19 protein-coding genes are annotated in these 18,978 nt (G+C 72.0%); 7 read left to right on the forward strand and 12 right to left on the reverse strand.

Annotated elements, in window-relative coordinates:
- Positions 1 to 71 precede the first annotated feature (71 nt).
- The 3 genes from GQQ93_RS15355 (at position 72) to GQQ93_RS15365 (ending at position 3,176) form a co-directional block, all read left to right on the forward strand.
- Positions 72 to 1,589: an ABC transporter permease gene (locus GQQ93_RS15355; RefSeq protein WP_157425115.1), complete on the forward strand. Its 1,518-nt coding sequence runs from the start codon at positions 72 to 74 to the stop codon at positions 1,587 to 1,589.
- A 62-nt stretch (positions 1,590 to 1,651) separates the two neighbouring features.
- Positions 1,652 to 2,320 carry an ABC transporter ATP-binding protein gene (locus GQQ93_RS15360; protein WP_157425269.1) on the forward strand — a complete coding sequence of 223 codons (669 nt, stop codon included), beginning with the start codon at positions 1,652 to 1,654 and terminating at the stop codon, positions 2,318 to 2,320.
- Between the two features lie 103 nt (positions 2,321 to 2,423).
- Complete coding sequence (locus GQQ93_RS15365) at positions 2,424 to 3,176, forward strand: amidase domain-containing protein (RefSeq protein WP_170296220.1); 753 nt, start codon at positions 2,424 to 2,426, stop codon at positions 3,174 to 3,176.
- 27 nt (positions 3,177 to 3,203) lie between these two features.
- On the opposite strand, the gene GQQ93_RS15370 is transcribed toward GQQ93_RS15365, so the two are convergent.
- The 8 genes from GQQ93_RS15370 to GQQ93_RS15405 form a co-directional block, all read right to left on the reverse strand.
- A complete protein-coding gene (locus tag GQQ93_RS15370; RefSeq protein ID WP_157425117.1) occupies positions 3,204 to 3,500 on the reverse strand; it encodes a Dabb family protein in 297 nt (98 codons plus the stop codon).
- 10 nt (positions 3,501 to 3,510) lie between these two features.
- The gene (locus GQQ93_RS15375) at positions 3,511 to 4,521 is read right to left on the reverse strand and encodes a sugar phosphate isomerase/epimerase family protein (protein ID WP_157425118.1); all 1,011 of its coding nucleotides are present in this window, start codon (positions 4,519 to 4,521) and stop codon (positions 3,511 to 3,513) included.
- On the reverse strand, positions 4,518 to 5,387 hold the full coding sequence (locus GQQ93_RS15380) for a sugar phosphate isomerase/epimerase family protein (RefSeq protein ID WP_157425119.1): 870 nt from the start codon (positions 5,385 to 5,387) through the stop codon (positions 4,518 to 4,520). Before GQQ93_RS15380 ends, GQQ93_RS15375 begins: the two co-directional genes overlap by 4 nt.
- A gap of 135 nt (positions 5,388 to 5,522) precedes the next feature.
- The gene (locus GQQ93_RS15385) at positions 5,523 to 6,725 is read right to left on the reverse strand and encodes a substrate-binding domain-containing protein (RefSeq protein ID WP_157425120.1); all 1,203 of its coding nucleotides are present in this window, start codon (positions 6,723 to 6,725) and stop codon (positions 5,523 to 5,525) included.
- The gene (locus tag GQQ93_RS15390; protein ID WP_212277358.1) at positions 6,725 to 7,918 is read right to left on the reverse strand and encodes an ABC transporter permease subunit; all 1,194 of its coding nucleotides are present in this window, start codon (positions 7,916 to 7,918) and stop codon (positions 6,725 to 6,727) included. Before GQQ93_RS15390 ends, GQQ93_RS15385 begins: the two co-directional genes overlap by 1 nt.
- On the reverse strand, positions 7,915 to 8,988 hold the full coding sequence (locus GQQ93_RS15395; RefSeq protein ID WP_157425121.1) for an ABC transporter permease: 1,074 nt from the start codon (positions 8,986 to 8,988) through the stop codon (positions 7,915 to 7,917). The genes GQQ93_RS15390 and GQQ93_RS15395 overlap by 4 nt, the downstream gene beginning before the upstream one ends.
- Positions 8,985 to 10,490 (reverse strand): sugar ABC transporter ATP-binding protein, encoded by a 1,506-nt coding sequence (locus GQQ93_RS15400; protein WP_157425122.1) that lies wholly within the window; start codon positions 10,488 to 10,490, stop codon positions 8,985 to 8,987. The genes GQQ93_RS15395 and GQQ93_RS15400 overlap by 4 nt, the downstream gene beginning before the upstream one ends.
- Complete coding sequence (locus tag GQQ93_RS15405; protein WP_212277359.1) at positions 10,487 to 11,593, reverse strand: Gfo/Idh/MocA family protein; 1,107 nt, start codon at positions 11,591 to 11,593, stop codon at positions 10,487 to 10,489. Before GQQ93_RS15405 ends, GQQ93_RS15400 begins: the two co-directional genes overlap by 4 nt.
- A gap of 116 nt (positions 11,594 to 11,709) precedes the next feature.
- On the opposite strand from GQQ93_RS15405, the gene GQQ93_RS15410 reads away from it, so the two are divergent.
- Positions 11,710 to 12,897, forward strand: a complete 1,188-nt coding sequence (locus GQQ93_RS15410) for an ROK family transcriptional regulator (RefSeq protein WP_157425124.1) — start codon at positions 11,710 to 11,712, stop codon at positions 12,895 to 12,897.
- A 124-nt stretch (positions 12,898 to 13,021) separates the two neighbouring features.
- On the opposite strand, the gene GQQ93_RS15415 is transcribed toward GQQ93_RS15410, so the two are convergent.
- Together GQQ93_RS15415 and GQQ93_RS15420 are read right to left on the reverse strand one after the other, a co-directional pair.
- On the reverse strand, positions 13,022 to 13,924 hold the full coding sequence (locus GQQ93_RS15415; RefSeq protein ID WP_212277360.1) for a sugar phosphate isomerase/epimerase family protein: 903 nt from the start codon (positions 13,922 to 13,924) through the stop codon (positions 13,022 to 13,024).
- A gap of 272 nt (positions 13,925 to 14,196) precedes the next feature.
- Complete coding sequence (locus tag GQQ93_RS15420) at positions 14,197 to 14,628, reverse strand: DUF1294 domain-containing protein (RefSeq protein ID WP_212277361.1); 432 nt, start codon at positions 14,626 to 14,628, stop codon at positions 14,197 to 14,199.
- A gap of 138 nt (positions 14,629 to 14,766) precedes the next feature.
- Between GQQ93_RS15420 and GQQ93_RS15425 the strand changes: the two genes are divergently transcribed.
- Positions 14,767 to 15,372 carry a YqaJ viral recombinase family protein gene (locus GQQ93_RS15425; protein ID WP_246192370.1) on the forward strand — a complete coding sequence of 202 codons (606 nt, stop codon included), beginning with the start codon at positions 14,767 to 14,769 and terminating at the stop codon, positions 15,370 to 15,372.
- Entirely contained in the window at positions 15,369 to 16,187 is an 819-nt protein-coding gene (locus tag GQQ93_RS15430; protein WP_157425128.1) for an alpha/beta fold hydrolase, read from the forward strand. Before GQQ93_RS15425 ends, GQQ93_RS15430 begins: the two co-directional genes overlap by 4 nt.
- 18 nt (positions 16,188 to 16,205) lie before the next feature.
- Here the strand turns inward: GQQ93_RS15430 and GQQ93_RS15435 are convergent, their stop codons facing one another.
- The gene (locus GQQ93_RS15435; RefSeq protein WP_246192357.1) at positions 16,206 to 16,889 is read right to left on the reverse strand and encodes a Pr6Pr family membrane protein; all 684 of its coding nucleotides are present in this window, start codon (positions 16,887 to 16,889) and stop codon (positions 16,206 to 16,208) included.
- 93 nt (positions 16,890 to 16,982) lie between these two features.
- Between GQQ93_RS15435 and GQQ93_RS15440 the strand changes: the two genes are divergently transcribed.
- The gene (locus GQQ93_RS15440) at positions 16,983 to 17,972 is read left to right on the forward strand and encodes an NADP-dependent oxidoreductase (RefSeq protein ID WP_246192358.1); all 990 of its coding nucleotides are present in this window, start codon (positions 16,983 to 16,985) and stop codon (positions 17,970 to 17,972) included.
- A 30-nt stretch (positions 17,973 to 18,002) separates the two neighbouring features.
- Here the strand turns inward: GQQ93_RS15440 and GQQ93_RS15445 are convergent, their stop codons facing one another.
- Positions 18,003 to 18,785, reverse strand: coding sequence for a hypothetical protein (locus GQQ93_RS15445; RefSeq protein ID WP_157425129.1), 783 nt, complete (start codon positions 18,783 to 18,785; stop codon positions 18,003 to 18,005).
- Between the last annotated feature and the right edge of the window lie 193 nt (positions 18,786 to 18,978).

Below are 18,978 nucleotides of genomic sequence, written 5' to 3' on the forward strand. Positions count from 1 at the left end.
TCGCGATCGGCGCCCCGTCCGGGAACGCCCTCCCGCTCCGCTCCCGCCTCTTCCGACCCCCGAGGATGCTCATGTTCTTCACCTATCTCCGGCGCGAACTCGCCGGCCGCCGCAGGCAGACGGCGATCATCGCCATCGGCATGGCGCTCGCGATCGCGCTCGTCATCATCGTCGATTCCGTCGCCTCGGGCGTGAAGGCCGCGCAGGCCTCCGTGCTCGAGTCGGTCTACGGCGTCGGCACCGACATCACCGTCGCCCAGTCGCCCACCCCGCCCGGCGAGGGCGAGGGCGGCGGACCCAGATTCGAGTTCGACGCGGGCGCCGGCACCACGGCCGACGGCACCACCGAGCTCAGCCAGTCGCGGCTCAGCGCGGGCTTCGGCTCGAGCACCTTCGACGAGAGCGCGCTCGAGACCGTGCAGGGCATCGACAGCGTCGCGGCCACGGCCGCGACGCTGTCGCTCACCAACACGACCTTCAACGGCGAGATGCCCGACTTCGCTCAGATGCAGGGCTCCGACGGCGGGCCCGTCGCCGAGGAGGGCACCGGGCAGGCTGCTCCCCCGCAGGGCGGGCCCGACGGCGCGGGCGGCAGCGCCTTCGACGTCGACTCGTTCAGCGTGCTCGGCCTCGATCCCGCGGCCGACGCGGTCGGACCGCTGTCGGCCGTCTCGCTGACCGACGGCCGCGCGCTCGACGAGGGCGACACGGGCGAGCACGTCGCCGTGCTCGACGCCGACTACGCGACGAGCGCCGAGCTCACGATCGGCGACACGCTCGACCTCGGCGGTACCGAGTTCGAGATCGTCGGCACCGTGACCGCGAACGACGCCGACTCGGCGAGCGCGTCGAACGTCTACATCCCGCTCGACGTCGCCCAGACCCTCTCGGGCGAAGCGGGCATGATCTCGAGCATCTCGGTGCAGGCGGCCTCGTCGACCGACATCTCGCAGGTGCAGGCCGACATCGAGGCCGCTCTGCCCGACGCCACCGTGTCGACCCAGGAGGAGCTCGCCTCGAGCGTCTCGGGCTCGCTCGCGACGGCCTCGAGCCTCGTGGCGAACCTCGGCCTCTGGCTCTCGCTCGCCGTGCTCGTCGCGGCGTTCCTCATCGCCATCCTCTTCACCGTCTCGGGCGTCACCCGACGCACCCGCGAGTTCGGCACGCTGAAGGCGATCGGCTGGTCGAACCGCCGCGTCGTCGGCCAGGTCGCGGGCGAGTCGCTCGTGCAGGGCCTCATCGGCGGCGCCGCCGGCGTCGCGATCGGCCTGCTCGGCATCGCCGTCATCAATCTCATCGCGCCCACCCTCTCGGGCAGCGCATCGAGCGGCGGATTCGAGATGGCGGACCCCGGCGGCGGCCCCGGCGGAGCGACGGGCGGCGAAGCGACCGGCGGCGTGCGCGCGTTCGGCCCCATGGGGCAGACCGCCGCGGCGACGACCGAGATCGCCCTCAACGCCCCCGTCACGGTGTCGGTGATCGCCATCGCCGTCGGCATCGCCGTGCTCGGCGGCCTGCTCGCCGGTGCGATCGGCGGCTGGCGCGCCGCACGCCTCCGCCCCGCCGAAGCGCTCCGGAGCGTCGGATGACCGGCATCGCCTCCCCCGCCGGCGGCGTCCACCGCATCGACACACGACCCACCGAGGACACCATGTACACACTCACCAAGCTCACGAAGACGTACCGGCAGGGCGACCGCACGGTGCACGCCCTGAAGAACGTCGACCTCTCGATCGGGGCGGGCGAGCACGTCGCGATCCAGGGGCCGACCGGTGGCGGCAAGACGACGCTGCTGCAGATGCTCGGCGGGCTCGACCGGCCGACGTCCGGCACCATCAGCATCGGCGAAGACGAGATCTCGAAGATGCCCGATGCGAAGCTCGCGAAGATCCGCGCGAAGGAGATCGGGTTCGTCTTCCAGAACTTCAACCTGATCCCGACGCTCACGGCGCAGGAGAACGTCGAGACGGCGCTCGAACCGCTCGGCGTCCCCGGCGCGCAGCGGGCGGAGCGCGCCGCCGCGGCGCTCGCGGCCGTCGGACTCGCGGACCGGGCCGCCCACCTGCCGAGCGAGCTCTCCGGCGGTCAGCAGCAGCGGGTCGCGATCGCCCGTGCGCTCGTGAAGGAGCCCGAGGTGCTGCTCGCGGACGAGCCGACCGGGGCCCTCGACGAGGAGACCCGTGACGAGATCCTCGAGATCCTCGAGGGGATCCGCCGCGAGCGCGGGCTGACGCTCGTCGTCGTCACGCACGACTCGGCGGTCGCCCGCCGCGCCGAGCGCCGCCTGCACCTCGCGGCGGGCACGGTCACCGAACGCTGAGGTGCACGGGCGGATGCCCCGGCCGCGCGTGCGGCCGGGGCATCCGCCATGCCGTCGCCGAGCAAGGAGTGAACACCCACCGAACCCACGTACGGTGGATCGGGTGGATGACGTGAGCGAGACCGGCCGGGTGGCCGAGGCGACCCCCGAGGTCGCGGAGCCGTCGGCGCCGCGCCCCTCGGCGCGTGCCGACCGGCGGGTGTACCTGCGCCGGCGCCTGGTCGTGGGCGGTGCGCTCGTCGTGGTGCTCGCGCTCATCGCCTGGGGCGTCGCGGCCATCGTCATCGCGGCCACGGCGCCGCGCGGGCCGGGCACGCAGGGCGGCGACGGCAGCCACCCGAACGCGGCCGCCCTCGAGCTCGACCCCGAACTGCCCGCTCCGGTGCTGCGCCAGCTCGAATACGTGCGCGCGCACTGGGACGCCGACGAGAGCGAGCGCTACGGCGTGCTCGGCGACGACGACTGCGTGAACTTCACCTCGCAGTCCCTCATCGAGCGCGGCTGGCTGCCCGACGAGGAGTGGTGGTACTCGGAGGACGGAGACCCCTACGCGGCGAGCGCGGCCTGGCGCTCGTCGACGGTGTTCCGCGACTACCTCGCCGCCCACCCCGAGCGGGCGACGCCGCTCGACGACGCGCAGCGCGCGCAGGTCAAGCCTGGCGACATCGTGCAGTTCGACTGGGACGCCTCGGGCGACCGCGACCACACGGCGATCGTCACGGCGGTCATCGAGGACGATAACGGGAACGTCGACGTCTTCTACGGCGGGCACACGGATGCCACGTGGGACCGCTCGGTCGACGACCACCCGAGGCATCCCGAGACGCAGGTCTTCTACTGGAGCATCATCGGCTGACCCACCGGCCCGGCCGCTGCAGACGGCTCAGAGCCGCTCGAAGTCGTACTCCTGGAACTCCGCGACCTCGGGCACCCACCGGCCCTCGACGAAGCCGACGTGCGCGGGGTGCGCGTTGTAGGCGTCGTACGCGGCCTGATCGGCGAACACCATGCCGAAGCGATGCGTGAAGGCGCTCTTCGGGCTGACCTGCCGGCTGATCGCGAAGTCGGCGACCCCGGGAATGCCGGTGAGGGTCTCGCGCGCGGTCGCGAAGAACTCCTGCTCGGCGGCGGAACCCGGCTCATGGACGAGCCGGAAGACGACGGTGTGCTCGATCGACATGCGGCGGCTCCTACTGGTTCGAGAAGGCGGCGTCGAAGGAGGCGGTCGGCCGCGGGAACAGCTTCGAGCGGATGAACCCGACGGCCTCGGCCGCGCCGTGCAGCCGATCCATGCCGGCGTCCTCCCACTCGACCGAGATCGGGCCGGTGTAGCCGATCGCGTCGAGCGCGCGGAATGCGTCCTCCCAGGGCACATCGCCGTGCCCCGTGGAGACGAAGTCCCAGCCGCGCCGCGGGTCGCCCCACGGCAGGTGCGAGCCGAGGACCCCCGGCCGGCCGGTCGCGGGCCGCATCCTCGTGTCCTTGCAGTCGACGTGGTAGATCCGGTCCTGGAAGTCCCAGATGAAGCCGACCGGGTCGATGCCCTGCCACATCATGTGCGACGGGTCCCAGTTGAAGCCGAACGCCGCGCGGCGGTCGATCGCCTCGAGGCTGCGCACGCTCGTCCAGTAGTCGTACGCGATCTCGGAGGGGTGCACCTCGTGCGCGAAGCGCACGCCCTCGGCGTCGAACACGTCGAGGATGGGGTTCCAGCGGTTCGCGAAGTCCTCGTAGCCGGCGTCGATGACCGAGGCCGGCACGGGCGGGAACATCGCCACGTACGGCCAGATCGACGAGCCGGTGAAGCCGACGACGGTGTCGACGCCGAGCGCGCGGGCGACCCGCGCCGCCCGCTTCATGTCGTCGGCGGCACGTTGCCTGACACCCTCGGGATCGCCGTCGCCCCAGGTGTACGGGCGCACGATCGCCTCGTGCCTGAAGTCGATCGGGTCGTCGCACACCGCTTGCCCGGTGAGGTGGTTCGAGATGGCGTACACCGACAGCCCGTGCCGCTTCAGGATCTCCTGGCGCTCGGCCAGGTACCCGGGCTCCTCCTCGGCGAGCTTCAGGTCGAGGTGGTCGCCCGAGCAGGCGATCTCGAGGCCGTCGTAACCCCACTCGGCGGCGAGGCGCGCGACCTCGCCGAAGGGCAGGTCGGCCCACTGGCCGGTGAAGAGCGTGACGGGGTGGGTGGCGGTCATGCCGGGTTCCTTTCGTCTTGCAGCGCGGTCAGGTAGCGGATGCTGCGCGCCGCCAGTTCGTCCTGCGAGGGGGCGAGGGGGCGCCAGACCGAGGCTGCGACCGCGATCGTCGCGTTCTCGCCGGTGAAGCTCTCGAGCCCGAGCGCCCCCGCGTACCCGACGTCGTCGAGCGCGTCGAGGAACGCGGGCCAGTCGAGGTGGTCGTCGCCGACGGCGCCGCGATCGTTGCCGCACACCTGCACGTAGGCGAGGTGCGGGCCTGCGGCGCGGATCGCCTCGCCGATCGACTTCTCCTCGATGTTCAGGTGGTAGCTGTCGAGGGCGAGCCCGAGGCCGGGGCCGAGCAGCGGCCCGAGGGCCTCGAGCGCCTGCTCGACCGTGTTCACGAGACTCGTCTCGTAGCGGTTCAGGGGTTCGATCGCGAGCCGGATGCCACGTGCCTCCGCCTGCCGGACGAGGGGCGCGAGGCTCGCACGCAGCTCGCGGTACCGGGCTTCGCGCTCCTCGGCGTCCATGCGCCAGGCGCGGCCGGTGGCCGCCGTGAAGGGACCCGCGACGACCGGGGAGCCGAGCCGCTCGGCGACGCCGAGGCAGTGCACGAGGTAGTTCTGGGTGGCGACGATCTCGGAGCCGGGGGCCGCGACGAGGTTGCGGCCGGGGCCCATCGCGCCGATCACGATCGGGGCGAGGCGCTGCTCGGCCAGCACCTCGGCCGCGGCATCCGCCGACCAGTCGCCGGGGCTCTCGACCGGCAGCTCGATCGCGCCGAAACCGAGCTCGGCCGCCTTCGCGGCGAGCGCGGGCAGGTTCTCATCGGTGAGGGGCGAAGCCCACACCCAGGTGTTGACGCCGATGGTGCGGCGCATGCTGCCTCCTTGCAGAACTCCGTCGGTGCGAGCGTATCGAGGTCTGCCGGTCGAGTAGCGAAGCGTATCGTGACCACCATCACGCGCGTGGTCTCGATACGCTCCTTCGTCGCTACTCGACCGACGGATCAGGGGTTACGGAACGATCCGGTCCTCCCAGACCTGCGGGTAGCCCGGCAGGTCCTCGCCGCCGAACTTCGCGTAGTGGCCGTCGGGCATGTTCTCGTTGAGGGCGAGGTACTCGTCGACCTCCTCGGCGGTGATCGGCGACTGGGGCAGCACCCACTCGCTCGGCACCTCTTCGCCGGCGAAGATCTTCTGCACGGCGAGGAGCGGCGTGCGCCACTGGAAGTTCGAGTACACCGGCGCGAGGCCCGTGAGCCCGGTCTCCTTCCACTTGCGGAGGAAGCTCATCTCGTCTTCGCCCGTCATGACGGGGTAGTCGACGCCGGCGTCCTCGAACGCCTCGATGGCGGCGACGGCGCCGTCGCCGGCGTCCATCCAGATGCCCTGGACGTCGCCCTTGGCGAGCTCGTCGGAGATGATCTTCTTGATTTCCGCCGGGTCGGCCCCGGTGAAGTAGTCGACGGCCTCGATGCCGGCCTCGTCGAACAGCTTCTCGGCCGCGGCCCAGCGCTGTTCGAGCACGTCGACGCCCGGCAGGATGCGCAGCGCCACGACCTTGTCGCCCTCGTCGAGCTCGTCGATGAGGAACTCGGCCGTGTCGATGCCCCACGCGAATCCGCCGATGGGGTGGATGAACGTGACCGGGCAGTCGGTCTGCACGCCGCGGTCGAACACGATCACCGGCTTGCCGGTGTCGCAGGCGCGCTCGACGGCCGGCGTCATCGCCGCCGTGGAGTTCGGCGAGATGATGAAGACGTCGCAGCCGCCCTCCTCGATGAAGTAGTCGATGTCGGCGATCTGCGTGTCATCGGAGTCCTGTGCATCGCGCGTCTCCATCTCGCTGATCACACCGGCCTCCTGCAGCACCTCCAGCTGCTGGTTCATCGTGATCCAGCCGGTCGTGCGCCAGGGGTTCGAGATCGAGGCGTTGGCGAAGCACGCCTTCTTGGCGCCCTCCGCGGCGAACTCCGAGGTGTCGACCATCTCGGCGTTGATGTGCTGCAGCCAGGGCTGCCCTTCGGGGCCTTCGGGCACGACGTCGCGCTCGGCGTCCTGCTTGTCGAAGAGCTCCTGGTCGAACCACTCGACCGACTCCTCCGTGGCGGCGTCCTCCGTCGGAGCGGCCACATTGGGGTCGGTGGTGCAGCCTGCCATCGTCAGCAGCGCGAGGGCGCCGACCATTGCGGATGCCACCGTATACCTGCGTCGCATCACGAACCTCCCTTGGTTTCGTTGTCAGCCCTCGACGTCGAGGGAATGGGTGCAGGGCGAGCGGATGCCTCGGCATCGCGCTCCTCCGCCGGTGCCGGCGAAGTCTGGGTCGCCGCGTCGGGCGAGGTCTGGGTCGCCGCGTCGGGCGAGGTCTGGCTCGGGGCATCCGATGATGCCTCGATGCCGCGCCCTCGACGGCGCGAGCGGAACGTCGTCGCCGAGTAGGCGACGGCGAGGATGATGATCGCGCCCTGCACCGCGTCGCGGTACGTCGAGGGCACGCCGGCGAAGTTCAGCACGGTGAAGAGCGCTTCGAGGGCGAAGGCGCCCGCGGCCGCCGCGACCACCCAGCCGCGGCCGCCGCCGAGCACGACGCCGCCGAGCACGACCGCGGTGATCGCGATGAACTCGTAGCCGCGCCCGACCGAGGGGTGCACGCCCGCATAGCCGACGAGCAGCACACCCGCGACCGTCGCCGAGAGGGAGGAGATCATGAACGTCGACGTCTTCACCCACCAGTTGCGGGTGCCCGAGAAGCGCGCGGTCGTCGGGTTGTCGCCGAGGGCGATGATCGTGCGCCCGAAGGGCCGCTTCGAGAACCAGATCGCGGCGGCGAGCACCGCGGCGAGCACGACGACCGACCAGGGGAGGATGTCGATGACCGGGATGCCGCGGATGCCGCCGCGGCCGATCTCGCGGAACCCGTCGGCGGGGTTGCCGGTCGCGGCGCCGCCGGTCCAGTAGAGGGTGCCGCCGAGCAGAGCGAGCATCATGCCGAGGGTGACGATGAAGCTCGGCACCTTGAGCAGCGTGACGATGAGGCCGTTGACGAGGCCGATGAAGGCGCCGAACGCGAGCATGAGCAGGAGCACGGGCAGCGACTTCGCCTCGTCCTGGCCGATCAGGTTGCCGGCGATCACGACCTGCGCGGTCACGACCGAGCCCATCGAGAGGTCGAACTCGCCGCCCACGATGACGAAGTACTGGCCGATCGCCACGATCGCGACGGGGGCGACGCGCTGGATGAACCTGATGAACTGGCCGGGCTCGGCGAACGACGGGTTCAGCACCGCGATGGCGATGAGCAGCACGATGAGGAGGAGGAACACGGCGCCGCGGGGGCTCACGAGGGTGCGGCCGAGTCGGGCGAGGCGGGCCCCCGCGCTCGGGCGATCGGATGTCACGGCGCTCATGCCGCGCCTCCCTTCGGTGCGTCGACGGCGGCGGGTTCGGCGGCTGCGGGCGGCTCGGCCCCCGCGGTGAATCTCGGCCGTCGCCGGTCGAGGGAGCGGCTCGTGTACACGGCGACCGCCGCGACGATGACGACGCCGCGCACGACGTCCTTCAGGAACGGGTTCACTTGCATGACGCTCATCACGTTGTCGACGACCGCGAAGATCGCGACGCCGCCGATGGTCCCCCAGATCGAGCCGCGGCCGCCCATGAGCAGGGTGCCGCCGAGCACGACCGCGGCGATCGAGAGCAGGTCGTAGCCGCCCTGGGTGCCGACGACGGGACTGCCGACGCCGAGCCGGCTCGCGAGGAGGAGTCCGGCGAGGGCCGCGGTCACCGAGCACAGCACGTGCGCGACGATGAGCGGGCGTGCGGTGCGGATGCCCGAGAGCCGGGCCACCTGCTCGTTGCCGCCGACCGCGAACATGTGGTTGCCGGTGCGGGTGCGGGCGAGGAAGAAGGCCGCACCGAGCGCGACGGCGAGCATGAGCAGCGTCGACACGGGCACCGGTCCGACGCCGGTGGCGCCGATCAGCTGGAACTCCCACGGCACCTGCCCGCTCGTGCCCTTGTAGTTCGTGTCGAGGTAGCCCTTGATGATGAGCCCCGTGCCGAGCGTCGCGATGAAGCCGTTCACCTTGAGCTTCGTGACGATGAGCCCGTTCGTGAGACCGATGAGCGCCGCCACCACGAGCACCACGAGCACCGCGAACGGGATGTTCGCCGGGTTGCCGGCCATGAGGTCGGCCGCGATGAGGCTCGAGAGGCTCACGACGTAAGGCACCGAGAGGTCGAGCGAGGCGCAGAGGATCACGAGCGTCTGGCCGATGGCGACGAAGCCGAGCACGCTCATGCCGGTGAGGATGTCGCGGATGTTGCCCGCGCTGAAGAAGTTGCGGCCGACCGAGGCGACGAGGATCGCGCCGATGACGATGACGGCGACGAGGGCGATGCCGACGATGAGGCTCGAGTCGAGCCGGCGGCGGGAGCCCGAGCGGCGCGGGGCCCGGGTGGGGGTCGCGGTGCTCATCGCAGCTCCTCTCCCCCGACGCGCAGTGTTCCGGTGGCGGCCCCGAGGATGGTCGCCTCGTCGCTGCGCGCCGGCAGCTCGGCCGAGGCGCGACCGTCGTGCATGACGATGATGCGGTCGGACATGCCGATCACCTCGGGGAGCTCTGACGAGATCATGAGGATGGCGACCCCTTCTTTCGCGAGTCGTCGCATGAGGGTGTAGACGGCGACCTTCGCGCCGACGTCGATGCCCCGGGTCGGCTCGTCGAGCAGCACCACGCGGGGCTTCGTGGCGAGCCACTTCGCGAGCACGACCTTCTGCTGGTTGCCGCCCGAGAGGTACTGCACCTCCTGGTCGAGACCCCGCGAGGCGAGCTCGAGCGAGGAGAGGACCCCCGGCAGTTCGCGCCGGGTGTCGCGGGTGCGCCGGGAGAACACCGAGCGGATGACGAGGAGCGCGTTGTCGGTGATCGACTGGTTGAGCGCGAGCCCCTGGGCCTTGCGGTCCTCGGTGATCAGGGCGAGGCCCCGCTTCACCGCCTGCCGGGCCGAACCGAGTCGCACGGTCTCGCCGTCGAGGCGCATCTCGCCGCGGGTGAACGGCGCGATGCCGAAGACGCCTTCGACGAGTTCGGTGCGGCCCGAGCCCTGGAGGCCCGCCACACCGACGATCTCGCCCGCGCGGAGCTCGAGGTCGACGCCGTCGACGTAGGCGTTGCCCACCCCGCGCAGCTCGAGCCGGGGCTCGCCGAGCACCGTGCCCGCCTCGGCCTCGGGGAAGTACGCCGAGATCGGCCGGCCGACCATGCGGCGCACGAGCTCGTCGGTGTCGAGCTCATCAGCCGGACCGCTCGAGACGAGCGCGCCGTCCTTCAGCACGGTGATCGTGTCGCAGAGGTCGAAGATCTCTTTCAGGCGGTGCGAGACGTAGAGGATCGCGACCCCGCGCGCCTGCAGCCGTCGCACGATCGTGTAGAGCAGCTCGACCTCGTGGTCGGCGAGGGCGGCGGTCGGCTCGTCCATCTGGATCACGCGGGCGTCGACCGAGAGCGCCTTCACGATCTCGACGATCTGCTGCTCGGCGACCGTGAGGGTGCGCACCGGGGCATCCGCCTCGATCGAGTCGATGCCGAGCTCGGCGAGCAGCGCCCGGGTCTCGGCGAGCATCGCCTTCTTGTCGACGAGGCCGCGGCGCTTGGGCTCGCGACCGAGGAAGACGTTCTGCGCGACGGTGCGCTCGGGCAGCAGGTTGAACTCCTGGAAGACGGTGGCGAGGCCCTGCCGCGCGGCCTGCACCGGGTGGCTGAACTCGACCTCGGTGCCGCCGAGGGTGACCGTGCCGGCGTCGCGTTCGTACACGCCCGCGAGGATCTTCATGAACGTCGACTTGCCGGCGCCGTTCTCGCCGACGAGGCCGTGCACCTCGCCCGCGCGAAGCGTGAGCCCCACGCCGTGCAGCACGGTGACGCCGAAGAACGACTTCTCGAGGCCCTCGGCCACGAGCACCGCTTCGCCGCTCATGCGGGCACCTCCACCCAGTCGCGTCGTTCGGCCGAGGCGAGCACCGCTTCGGTGACCTGCGCGGCGCGCAGCCCGTCGGCGAAGCTCGGAAGCCCGTCGGGCGCGGCACCGTCGATCGCGGCGTAGGCGTCGGCGACGAAGGCGTTGAACGCGTCCTGATAGCCCATCGGGTGCCCGGCGGGCACGATCGCGAGGCGGGCGGCGTCGGCGCTCAGGCGACTCGCGTCGCGCTCGATGACGCTGGATGCCCCGGTGCGGCCGAGCCACAGGGTGTCGGGCCGCTCCTGCTCGAAGCGCACGCTCGCGTCGGTGCCGGCGAGCTCGATCGAGAGGGCGTTCTTGCGGCCCGGGGCGACCTGCGAGACGAGCAGGGTGCCGAGTGCGCCCGAGTCGAGTTCGACGACGAGGGCGACCAGGTCTTCGGTCTCGATGCCCGAGTGCGTGGCGCGGTCGGCGTAGACGGTGCGGCTCGCGGCGTTCAGCCGCACGATGCGCTCGCCGGCGACGAACTCCACGAGGTCGACGAGGTGCGAGCCGATGTCGGCGAACGCCCGCGAGGGGCCGCCGACGGCCCGGTCGACCCGCCAGTCGTCGTCGTGCGGAGCGGCGAGCCAGTCTTGCAGGTAGGCGCCGTGCACGCTGAGCAGGCGCCCGGCCTCGCCGGCGGCGACCCGCGCCCGCGCTTCGCGCGCCATGGGGTGGAAGCGGTAGACGAACGGCACTGCGGCGACGAGGCCCCGCGCGTCGGCGAGTGCGACGAGGTCGGCTGCGTCGGCCGCGGTGGTGGCGAGCGGCTTCTCGCAGATCACGTGCTTGCCGGCCTCGAGCGCCGCCCTGGCGAAGCCCGCATGGGTCGCGTTCGGGGTGCAGATATGCACGACCTCGACGGCCGGGTCGGCGAGCATCGCCTCGAGCGACTCGAATGCGGCGCCCAGCCCGAGTCGCTCGACCGCTGCGGCAGCCCGCTCGGGTGAGGAGGAGGCGGCGCCGACGAGTTCGGCCCGGGCAGCTCTGGCCGCACGCGAGTGCACGGCGGCCATGAAGCCGCCTCCGACGAAGCCGGCACGTTTCGTGCGGGCTGGGGCGGTGACGTCCGTTGTCATGGGGACATGCTGACACATACCCGACAGCTTTTGCTAGTCCTTCGGCAAAAGTTGTTCGTTCGAGATCATCATGTCGTGTGAGCCATTGGCGAAGTCGGTGTGCTTTACTCAGTGGCATGGTCGACATCAGCCGCGGATCGGCGCTCGGAACCTCGGGGGCGAGCGAGCTGTTCCAGCTGCTGCGCGACGGCGCCCCTCGCACGCGCGCCTCACTCGCCCAATCGACGGGCCTCGCCCGCTCGACGATCGCCGCGCGGGTCGACGAGCTCATGCGCCTCGGCCTGGTCTCGCCCGTCGCCGACGCAGCCTCGACCGGCGGCAGGCCCCCCTCGCAGTTCGCACTGAACCCGGCGGCCCGCATCGTGCTCGCCGCCGACCTCGGCGCCTCGCACGCCACCCTCGCCGTCACCGACCTCGCCGGCACCGTGCTCGCCGAGCACTCGCAGCGCATGGACATCGCCCAGGGCCCCGAGCCCGTGCTCGGCTGGATGGTCGAGCAGGGACTCGCCCTGATCGAGGGCCTCGGCCGCGACCGGCACGAGCTCGTCGCGATCGGCATCGGCGTGCCCGGCCCCGTCGAGCACTCGACCGGCCGCCCCGTGAACCCGCCCATCATGCCCGGATGGGACCGCTTCGACGTGCCCGGCTGGGTGCAGCAGCACCTCGAGGTGCCCGTGCTCGTCGACAACGACGTCAACATCATGGCGCTCGGCGAGCAGGCCATCGCCTGGCCGCAGACCGAGCACCTGATGTTCGTGAAGGTCGCGACCGGCATCGGCTCGGGCATCATCTCGGGCGGCCTGCTGCAGCGCGGCGCCCAGGGCATCGCGGGCGACATCGGGCACATCCGCGTCGCCCGCGGCAGCGAGGTGCCCTGCCACTGCGGCAATCGCGGATGCCTCGAGGCGCTCGCCTCCGGCCCCGCCATCGCGCGGGCGCTCCGCGAGCAGGGACTCGACGCGGCATCCGGCAGCGACGTCGTCGAGCTCGTCAAGCGCGGCGACATCGACGCGATCCAGGCCGTGCGTCAGGCCGGCCGCGACATCGGCGAGGTGCTGACCGCCTGCGTGAGTTTCGTGAACCCCTCGGTCATCGCGATCGGCGGCTCCATGGCGCGCGCCGGCGAGCACCTCATCGCGGGCGTCCGCGAGGTCGTCTACACGCGGTCGATGCCACTCGCGACCGAGCACCTCGCGATCGTGCAGTCGGCCGCGGCCGAGAACGCGGCCGTGCTGGGCGCGGCCATGCTCGCCATCCACCACGCGCTCTCGCCCGAGGGCATCGACGCGCTCGCCGCGCGCTGAGCCGGGGATCTCCGGCGGCCTCACGGCCGCCTGCGCTCCGCGCCCGGCCGCCGCGGCGTCCCCGCGCGCGATCCAGGCATCCTGAACCGCGCACGGGCGCCCGCTGACCGGTCGCGACGAACCTTCAGAATCGCAGCTCGCGCAGGTAGTCGTACCCGACCTCGGCGGTCTGCAGCGGCGTGACGTCGGGGGTGTCGTTCTCGACGATGTACTCCTCGACGGCGTGAGCCCGGAAGATCCGCCCGAAGTCGATCGTGCCGGTGCCGAGGTCGGCCATGTCGCCGCCCACGTGCCGGTCCTTCACGTGGAACTGACGCACGCGCTGCGGCGCCTGGTCGATCACGTCGATCGCGAACTGCTCGGGATCGGCGGCGCCGTCGCCGCTCTCGATGCCGCCGGTGACGACCCAGTAGAGGTCGGCCTCGAGGTGCACGAGCGCGGGGTCGAGCCGCTCGGTGAGCACCTGCCACGGCGTGAGCCCGCCGCCGAGGTCGGTCGTGAACTCGTGCGCGTGGTTGTGGTAGCCGTAGGCGATCCCGTACGACGCGGCGGCCTGCGCCTCGGCGTTCATCGTGTCGGCGAGCTGCTGCCAGTCGGCGAGCGCACCCGAGGCGAAGTACGGCACGTTGAGGTACCGCTGGCCGAGCGTCGCCGCGTTCTCGAGCTTCTGCTCGAGGGCGGCGGCATCGGACGAGGGGCCGTCGTGCGACGACGTCGCCCGGATGCCGATCTCGTCGTAGAACGACCGCAGTTGCGCGGCAGTGCGGCCGAAGTACCCGAGCGCCTGCTCGACCCGCGGGTAGCCGAGGTCCGCGATCGCGCGGAGCGTCGTGTCGTAGTCGCCGGGGCCCCATGGGGCGCCGAGCGCCTCGCGCACCGTCCACAGCTGGAGGCTGATCTTGCCGGGCGGCACCGGCTTCCACGGCTTCTTCGCGACGTCCGCCACGGCGGGCGTCGTGCCTGCGGAGAGGGTCGCCGCCGCGGCCGCCGCGCCGAATGCGCCGAGGAGGAGCCCGCGCCGGCTCACCCCGCGCTCCTGCAGTGATGCGCGAAGCGCGCCCTTCCCATCATGTCCGTAGCACATGCTGTTCCCTTCCCACTCATCGTCGAGAGTTCCGTGCTCGAACACTGTCGCCTACTTTTGTCGTCGCGTCAATCAAAAGTCGCTTGCGACGCCCGCAGAAGTCGTGTGAGAGGCATCCGAACGATCGCGCTGCGGAGCGAAGCGGGCAGGGGCGACCGAGGCGGGACCGGCAGGGCGAGCCCGGGGATGGAGAGACGGAAGGCCGAGCCCGCGGGCTACCGCGACGCGCCGAGCCAGACGACGAACGCGGCGAGCGCGAGCAGGTTGCCGACCACCCCGGCCCAGAACACGCGGCGGAATCTGCGCTTGCGCGTCTTGTGCCGGAACAGCTGCTGCGCCGCGAGCGCCCCCGGCCATCCGCCGACGAGGTCGACGAGGTGCAGCGTGCGTTCGGGCACCCGGCCCGCGCCCCGCCGCGCCGCCGCCTTGTCGATCCCGTAGGCCGCGAACGCGACGATCGACAACCCCCCGTACCAGGCGCCGACCCACCACGGCACCGCCGCGAGCACAAGGGCGCCGAGGAGCACCAGCGCGAAGCCGACGAGCACCCCCCAGCTGAGCGTCGCGGGCAGCGGACGCGAGAGGTCGCGGTCGCCCTGGGCGGCGCGGGAGGGCCCGCGCGGCACCGTTCTCGAATCACCTGCCATTCCGTCGATCGTACGGCGCATGGAGGCGGCGGCGAGTACGCTCGGAGGGTGCCAGAACCCTTCGCCCTCTTCGATCTCGAGGGTGACACGTGGGCGCCGCCGGCCGAGCCACGCCCGAGGCATCCGCATGAGACCCGCATCGTCGCCGACTCGGGCGACCGTGTGGCGTGGCTGCGTGCGCGGGCGCAGGGCATCACCGCGACCGATGCGGCCAAGCTCGCCACCCGCGACTCGGTGCGCACCGCCGCGCACGAGAAGCTGCACGGCGCCCGTCGCAGCTTCGGCGGCAGCCGCTACACCGACCACGGGCGCGCCCGCGAACCCGTGATCGCCGAGTGGGTCCGCCAGACCCACGGGCTCGCGCCGTCCACGCTGCTGTTCCACTCCGAGTTCGAGCGCCGGCACCTCGCGACCCCCGACGGCCTGGGCGTCGCCGCGAACGGCTCGCTCGAGCTGTGCGAGATCAAGACGACGTCGAAGCCGTGGCGCGGCATCCCCCGCGGCTACCTCCGGCAGGTCTGGTGGCAGCAGTACGTGCTCGGCGCCGAGCGCACCCTCGTCGTCTGGGAGGAGCACGCCGACTTCGTGCCCGTGGCCGACGAGCCGAAGTCCCGCTGGGTCGACCGCGACGACGACCAGATCGAGATCCTCGTCGGTCTTGCGAACGAATTGCTGCAGGCGATCCGTCCGAACCCGGGCGACGTCGACCCGCGGGCGGTCTATCGCCCGGGGGCGCTCGCGTGACGACGCTCCTGCTGCACGGCCTCGGCGCCGATCGCAGGCAGCCGCTCGAACTCCTCGCGCCCGTCGTGCGCCAGGTCGCGGGCGATGACGAGCTCGTCATCGCCCCCGACGTCCGCGCCCACGGGGGCTATCTCACGGTCGGCGAGCCCGCCGACTTCGCGCTCGACCGCCTTGCGGCCGAGATCGCGACGACGGTCCGCGAGCAGTTCGAGGAGTCCACTGGGCGCCCCCTCGACGACGGCGAGCCGCTCACCGTGCTCGGCATCTCGATGGGCGCGGCGATCGCGTTGCGGCTCGCCCTCGACGAGCTGCTGCCGATCGATCGCGCGGTGTTCGTTCGGCCGGCCTTCGACGATCGCTCGCTGCCCGACAACCTGCGGGTCTTCCCCGTCATCGGGCAGTTGCTCGTCGACGCCGGGGCTGCGGGTGCGGCCGAGTTCCGCGAACGCGAGATCTTCCACCGCATCGCAGCCGAGTCGCCGGCGGGGGCGAAGGGGCTGCTCTCGCAGTTCACCTCGCCCGATGCCGCGCGGCGCGCGATGCGACTCATCGAGATCCCCCGCAACCGCGCCTTCGTGGACGACGGCGAACTCGCCCGGCTCGCACCTCGAGGCATCCGCTCGCTCGTCGTCGCGGCCCCTCGCGACCCCGTGCACCCGGTGCCGATCGCCGAACGCTGGGCCATCGGACTCGAGGCACCCCTCGTGATGCTCACCGCTCGCGACGACGGCCAGGCGCGGCAGAACGCGGTGCTCGGCCGGCAGCTCGCGCGCTGGCTCGAGGCGAGCGACGCCCGGCGGGGAACCCGGGGCTGACGCCGTGGCCGGCGCGACTCAGCCGGCGGTCGGGGTCATCGCGCGGTCGTCGGCGGCCGGCTCCTCCACGGCTGCCCGCCGCCCGAGCATGGTGAGCCCGACGACGCCCGAACCGACCAGCAGGATGAACGCGGCGATGGCGATGACGTACACGGTGACGCCGTCGTATCCGACACCGGGACTCACCTCGGGGTTGAGGAACGGGTACGGGTACCAACCGGTGACCGCCCCGCGGAGCATCGTGTAGACCACCCAGACGACGGGGAACGCCGCGATCCACCAGAAGCGGCTCCACGGGATGCGGCCCCGGCCCGGCGCGAGCACCCAGTCGAGCACGAGGTAGAGCGGCGCCCACACGTGCAGGATCTCGTTCGACCACGGCAGGGTGGTGGCCTGGTCGAGCGAGATGTCGCGAAGCAGCAGGTTGTAGACGACGAGCGTCGTCGCCATGTAGGTGGTCGCGCAGGCGCGCACGAGGTCGAAGAGGGGCGGGTCGCTCGCCCGGCGGAAGGCGTACGCGGCGCCGACGAGCAGCACGATCGCGGCGACCCCGTTCGAGAGGATGGTGAAGAAGCTGAAGAAGTTCACGACGAAGGCCGTGGGGTCGGGAACCATCGACAGGCTCTTCGCGAACTGCCCGACGATGGCCACGATGATCGCCGCGGCCGCCAGCACCCGCAGCACTCCGAAAGTCCGACGCACGATCCACCCTCCCGGTCGCCCTGCGACGACACTCCTCGCAGCATAGCCACGGCGGGCAGAATGGAGCGAGACCTACGACGGAAGGCACGGGGAATGCAGGCGGAGACGGCGCAGGAGACGATGCAGGCGTTGGTGATCGACCGCACCGGCGAAGCCGAGGAGCTGCACCTCGCCGAGGTGCAGCGCCCGCTGCGCATCAGCGACGAGGTGCTCGTACGCGTCGTGGCCGCGAGCGTGAACCCGATCGACGTGAAGACCCGGGCCGGCCGAGGCACCTCGGCGGCGATCGGCCGCTACCCCGCGGTGCTGGGGCACGACTTCGCGGGCGTCGTCGAGCAGGTGCCGTACGCCGCGCACCCCCTGCGGCCTGGCGACCGGGTGTACGGCATGGTGCGGGTGCCGCGAATGCCGGGCACCCACGCCGAGTACACGACGGTGAGCTCGATGAGCCTCGCCCCGATGCCCGCCTCGCTCGACTTCGCCCACGCCGCGGCGGTGCCGCTCGCGGCGCTCACCGCGTGGGGCGCCGTGGTCGACACCGCGCGGGTGCACGACGGCCAGCGGGTGCTGATCCACGCCGGTGCGGGCGGGGTCGGGCATTTCGCCGTGCAGTTCGCGGCGTACTTCGGCGCGACCGTCACGACGACCGCCTCGCCGCGCAACGCCGAGTTCCTGCGCGCGCTCGGCGCGCATCGCGTCGTCGACTACACGAGCGAACGCTTCGAAGAGGTCGCGCGCGACCAGGACGTCGTGATCGACCTCATCGGCAACGTGAAGGATGCCACGGGCACGCGCTCGCTCGACGCGCTGCGCCCGGGCGGGCTCATCGTGACGGTGCCCACCGGCTCGTGGCCGACCATGCGCGACGAGGCCAAGGCCCGTGGCATCCGTGCCACCGGCTACGTCGTCTCGCCCGATGCGCGCACCCTCGCGGTGATCACGCGCCTCATCGACGACGGCGCGGTGCGGGTGCATCTCGACCGCGTACTGCCGCTGGCCGAGGGCGCCGAGGCGCACCGGCTGATCGAGGCCGGGCACGTGCGCGGCAAGCTCGTGCTGCGGGTCGCCCCCGACCCCGCCTGAGGGGCGAACGGGGGCGGCAGCGCGGCGGGATCAGCCGCGCGAGCGGGTCACCCATGCACCCCCGCCGATGATCGCGGTCGCGAGCCTCAGCAGTACGGCGTGCTTGTCGGTCGCGGGCGACATGAGCAGCACGATGCATGCACCGCCGCCATCGGGCCACGGCAGCGCGACTTCGAGGACGCTGGCCCGTCCGCCGGGCGAAGCGGGCTCGAGGGGCTCGGCCGTGCGCACGACGCCGAACTCGGCGCCGTCGACCAAGAACGGCGCGATCGATTCGTCGACGCGGCCGTCCTCGGCCGGGGCACGCGCGGTCGCGTGGTCGGCCCCAGGCCGCCAGTACCTGGCGAACAGCACGGGCGTCGCCGCCGCCGAGAGGTCGACGGTCGTTCCGACCTCGCGCGCACCGGCGGCCCCCGCCACGCGGCCGATCATCGCCTCGAGCCACGCGAACGAGCCGGCGCGCTCGGCGCGAGGCATCCGTCGCCGTTCGCCTCGCAACTGCCTGACCGCGTGCTTCGGGTACTCGAGCACGTCGCCCGCCGGAATTCGCGTCCAGCCGCGCAGGGGCACCGCGAGCCGGAAGTCGACGACCTCGTCGGAGCCGGTCGCCGAGCCCGTACGAGCCGTCGGCGCACCGGCGGCCGCGCTCGCAGAGCCACCGGCGAGCCAGGCGACCTCGTCGTCATCGGACCGCGAACGGAGCGACTCGAGCACGGCATCGACGGGGGCGGCCACCGGGTGCGGGCCGGCCGGGTCGAACACCACGCGGGCGATGCGGTCGCGATACTGCTCGAGGAACGGGGCGAGCGACACGCCCCGCCGGAGGTCGAACTCGCGGGCGGGGCCTCCGAAGCGTCGCGGTCGAGCTCCATGCTTCGCAGCGCATCGACCGCGCCGCCGATCGCACCGGCGACCTCGAGGTACTCGAGCCCTCCGTTGCGCACCCGGTCGGGGTCGCCGGGAATCGGGTCACGGCCCAGCCCGAGCGCCGACCAGCCGGCGGGAC

Origin of the sequence: Agromyces lapidis, assembly GCF_009749405.1 — a bacterium.
GTDB lineage: Bacteria > Actinomycetota > Actinomycetes > Actinomycetales > Microbacteriaceae > Agromyces > Agromyces lapidis.